Annotated in this window: 3 protein-coding genes; 1 reads left to right on the top strand and 2 read right to left on the bottom strand. The window is 61.3% G+C overall.

Annotated features, from left to right (window positions below; genetic code table 11):
- Positions 1-689: glycosyltransferase (locus HOY34_RS21625; protein ID WP_172366723.1), on the bottom strand; the 689-nt coding region annotated here is incomplete at its 3' end.
- A gap of 86 nt (positions 690-775) precedes the next feature.
- A complete protein-coding gene (locus tag HOY34_RS21620; RefSeq protein WP_216654881.1) occupies positions 776-3988 on the bottom strand; it encodes an autotransporter outer membrane beta-barrel domain-containing protein in 3213 nt (1070 codons plus the stop codon).
- Between the two features lie 211 nt (positions 3989-4199).
- On the opposite strand from HOY34_RS21620, the gene HOY34_RS21915 reads away from it, so the two are divergent.
- Positions 4200-4471, top strand: a 272-nt coding sequence (locus HOY34_RS21915; protein ID WP_216654880.1) for a hypothetical protein, incomplete at its 3' end; no start/stop codon positions are given.

Raw genomic sequence — 4471 nt, 5'->3', positions numbered from 1 at the left:
CCGCCAAGCGCAATGCGCTTGCGATACCATCCGATCGCCTCTTGCGGGGCATGGGCGTCGCGCCAGGAGTTTGCGCAATAGAAGGTGTAACGCGGCAGCAGATCCTGGTCTTCAGCAGGCAGGGTCTCGATGGCCTGCACCAGCGCGCGGGCATCGCGGTAATAGGTGGAGGGATCACGTGAACGCGCACCGGCGCTTTGATTGATCACCGCATAATCGCCCTCGATATGGCGTACCTTCTCCTGGCCCTGACCCTTAAAGTAAAGCCCCTCATGGACCACGCCGCGCCAGCGAAAACTGCCGTCGTTGCGGACAATCAGCTTTGACGGATAAAGGGTGCTGCCACGCCGGGTGTTCAGCGTCATCGCGTCGACATCGGCCGAAAGTGGCGGCAGCCGCCCTTCAATGCGGCTGTCGGCATCGAAAAACAAAACGTAATCGGAAAGGCCCTGCGCATCTGCCAGCGCATATTGCCGGTTGGCGCCAAAGCTTTCCCACTGACGATGGATCAGGCGACCCGGAATACCCATCCGGGCAAAGAAATCCGTGATCAGGGCAGGCGTATTGTCGCGGGAGCCGGTGTCATGAATGACCCAGGTTGCGATATCGACATGCGAGATCAGGTTTTCGAGCGTCCCGAGGATTACCTCCTCTTCGTCGCGCACGATCATGTTCAGGCAAAGGCTCATGCCCGGGGCTCCGGCAGGGAATTGCAGCGGGGGATTGCAACAGGTGCGGCGGCGGGATGTCCCGCCGCCGCATGTCGGTTTTCGCCTCAGAACTTGTAGTTGAAGCCGAAGCTGGCGCCGATGCTGTCATCGCCACCCGAGGCGCCGGTGTAGTCGACCTGCAGGTTCACCCGCGAGGTCTCGGACCAGCGATGCTCATAGCCCAGGCCGACACGCAGGGCGTCGTCGCTGCCGTAAGACGCCTTATAGGTGTCAAGCATCAGGTCGGGACGTTCGATGGCATGCAGCCAGTCCAGCTGAACGAAGCCGATAGAGCGTTCGTTGTTCTGGTCCGGCAGCCCTTCCAGCGAGGCACGGACGCCAAGCCGCGAGGTCAGGCTGTTGCCGTCAAGACTGACCCGGGTGCCGGTGCTGTCGACAAAGCTGCCACCATCGATATCGGCCCAGATCAGCTGTGCCTGCGGTTCGAGCCAGACGCGAGAGTTGTCAGAGCGCCAGACGTCGAAGGCATAGCCCGCCTCAAGCGAGACGGTGGTGGTATCGATGTCATAGCTCTGCGTGGCAAAGCCGAAGCTGCTGACCTCTGCATCATAGCGGCCAAGCATCAGCCAGCTGTCGACATACCAGCCCTGACGTTCGAAGCTGTTCTGCACCCAGGTGCCGTAGATGCCGAGCGCATACCCCTCGACGTCGCCCTTCGAGCCGTAGCCGGTCACATTCGAGACGGTATCGCTGTCCTGCTTGCCGTAGCCTGCCATGAGACCGACGACCATCTCGTCCTTGCCGTCATTGCTCCAGCGGAAAATATCCGCCCCGAAATGCAGCGCCAGACGGTTGTAATCGGTCTCAAGCTGACCGCGCTCACCAGAGGTCGTGCCATGGATGCCGTTGAAGCGCAGCCAGAGCGTCCGATCCGTGTCGAGACTGCGGATGGCACCATTCCGGTCGCGCCAGCCATGGTCAAACATCGTCGCCGCACCCAGGGCGTTTGCCGCATAGGAGCCAACCTCAGGACGGATCACCGAACCGCCGGCAGGACCAGTCGCTCCGGTATCACCGGTCGGGCCAGTCGGGCCGGTAGGACCAGTTGCACCGGTGTCACCCGTTGCGCCGGTATCGCCTGTGGCACCGGTCGGGCCGGTCGGGCCAGTTGCGCCCGTATCGCCCGTAGCACCGGTATCGCCCGTTGCGCCAGTGTCACCCGTTGCGCCGGTTGGGCCGGTTGGGCCAGTCGGGCCGGTAGGACCAGTTGCGCCCGTATCACCCGTTGCGCCAGTGTCACCGGTTGCGCCGGTGTCGCCTGTGGCACCAGTCGGGCCGGTAGGACCAGTTGCGCCAGTGTCACCCGTTGCGCCAGTGTCACCGGTTGCGCCGGTGTCGCCCGTGGCACCGGTTGGGCCAGTAGGACCAGTTGCGCCGGTATCACCCGTTGCGCCAGTGTCACCCGTTGCGCCGGTTGGGCCGGTTGGGCCAGTCGGGCCGGTAGGACCAGTTGCGCCCGTATCACCCGTTGCGCCAGTGTCACCCGTTGCGCCAGTGTCACCGGTTGCGCCGGTGTCGCCCGTGTCACCGGTTGGGCCAGTAGGACCAGTTGCGCCGGTATCACCCGTTGCGCCGGTATCACCCGTTGCGCCGGTATCACCCGTTGCGCCGGTATCACCCGTTGCGCCGGTATCACCCGTTGCTCCGGTATCACCCGTTGCGCCGGTGTCACCCGTTGCGCCGGTGTCGCCTGTGGCGCCGGTTGGGCCAGTTGCACCGGTATCGCCCGTGGCGCCAGTATCACCCGTTGCCCCGGTATCGCCTGTGGCACCGGTCGGGCCAGTTGCACCGGTATCACCCGTTGCGCCAGTGTCGCCTGTTGCGCCGGTATCACCCGTTGCACCTGTCGGCCCGGTTGCGCCCGTCAGGCTGACGCTTTCCAGATACCAGGAACCATCGGCATGTTTGTTCAGCAGATATTCGTATCCGCCTTTCACGACGCGACGCTGAAGAAGGAACTCACCCGCAGAATCACCGCCGACATTGATCAGGGCGAAGGATTCCTCACCCGTCGGGTTCGCCACTGCCAGGTTGTTCACCCAAACCCAGTCAACGCCCCGGTCAATCGTATTGCCGGTGATCACAGCCGTGTCAGAGACCGTGCTGCCGCCAGCGGTAACAAGCCCGGTTCCGGTCAGTTCAGCATCGAACAGCCAGAGCCCACCGCCTGTCGTATAATCGCCATCGATCGTCAGGACATCCCCGGCGAGGTCGTTGGAGAGGTGGATCTCTGCGCCGGTATTGAGCACATTGCCCTGAAGCACGTAGTTGGCCAGGGTGCCGTCGTTGTTATGTGCGATCAGATACGAGTTCGCCAGACGCAGGGTCGTGAAGCTCGAGGTCAGATCCGCACCGGCCGCCGCCAATTGCCAATAGGCCCCGTCATTCACGCTGAGGGCCAGGGTTGAACTGGCAGTTTTGCGGGTCAGCCCCCGCATATTGCCTTCCGAAAAGCTCATCGAGACATTGCTGGCATTGCTCGCGCCGCCGGCAACATCGATGATATAGCCAGAGGGGGCCGCGGTCAGATCGCTGTCCTCACCCCGGACAAGAAGCCGGTAATCATTCTGACCCGTGCCGACCTCGATGAGATCCGAATTTGTCGATGTTGTGGTCGCGACAAGATTGTTGAACGAGGTGACGGTTTGGGCCGTTGCCTGATCTGCATTGCCGCTGACAGTAATTGCGGCGCCTTTTGCACGGATTTCGGTGCTCGACGTGTCGGCATTGGCATCCACAATGGCGCCCTGCCAGATAATGTCGATTGCGCCATCCTGCAGGTTGCTGCCCGTCGTGTCCAGGACCATATGGCCAGTGGAATAAAGCTGTCCAACGCCCGTACCGATCGCTGCGGTCTTGCCAATACGGATGGCATTCGCCCGGGAAAAGGAATTGCCGGAAATGGTAATTTCACTGTCATGCAGGTGAACCTGGGAATCACCACCTGAGACGTAGATCCCAATCAGATCGTTCGTGTTTGTGGTCGTTTCCAGGTTCATAACAAGCTTGTCTCTGACCTCGACATAACCCGACGCGCCGTTGCCTGAACTGTTATTCGCCCCCTGAATGGCGCGAATGCCCGCGACCAGAAGGTTGAAGGAGCCGCCCGATTTCATGTCGATATTCAGACGGTCAAAAATCGCCCGTGAATATAGCCCATTCGTGCTGACGCCTTCCCCGGCGTTGTTCGAGGATCCGGCAAGAACGCCATAGCTTTCAGCCGCGCTGAAACCAAATGACGATGCGATATTGTGCATCGTTACATTCAGGCTTCCAAAATCTGCGCGCGAGTTTCCTGAAATATCAAGGCCCGAGCGCATGCTGGTGCCTGAGTTTGTAATCGTCAGATCAACCGCCCGGCCGGAGGCATCCAGATGCGCGGCTTCCGCAGCGGTTCCCGACACCAGAAAGGCGCCAAGATACCAATTTTTACCATTTGAATTGAGCGTTGTCGTCAGGTCGTTGAGAATGGTCGCTGTTCTGTTGCGCACCATGATTGCACGGTCCGCACCATTCGTCGCGGCACCCACGACCGGGGCGATGGTGCTGATTTCACAGCTTGCGGGGTTTGCCACGCCGCCATACGTGCCTGTCCCCACGGAATATCCGCCGGTATTGGCGACATTGCATGCGGCTGCAGATGCGCTTCCCGCCGACAGAATGGTCAAGCCACCCATCATCGCTGCCGAAGCCGCAACTCCGGCGACGAACGGAGCGATGCTCGCCACCTGGCCTTTCCA

Source organism: Pseudogemmobacter hezensis, assembly GCF_013155295.1.
Classification (GTDB): Bacteria; Pseudomonadota; Alphaproteobacteria; order Rhodobacterales; family Rhodobacteraceae; genus Pseudogemmobacter; species Pseudogemmobacter hezensis.
Note: the sequence above shows the minus strand (reverse complement) of the source record. Positions and strands in the feature narration are given on the sequence as shown.

Excerpts from the sequence above, each read along its gene's own strand:
- HOY34_RS21620 (WP_216654881.1), bottom strand. The coding sequence starts at position 3,988 with ATGCACAATATCGCATCGTCATTTGGTTTCAGCGCGGCTGAAAGCTAT.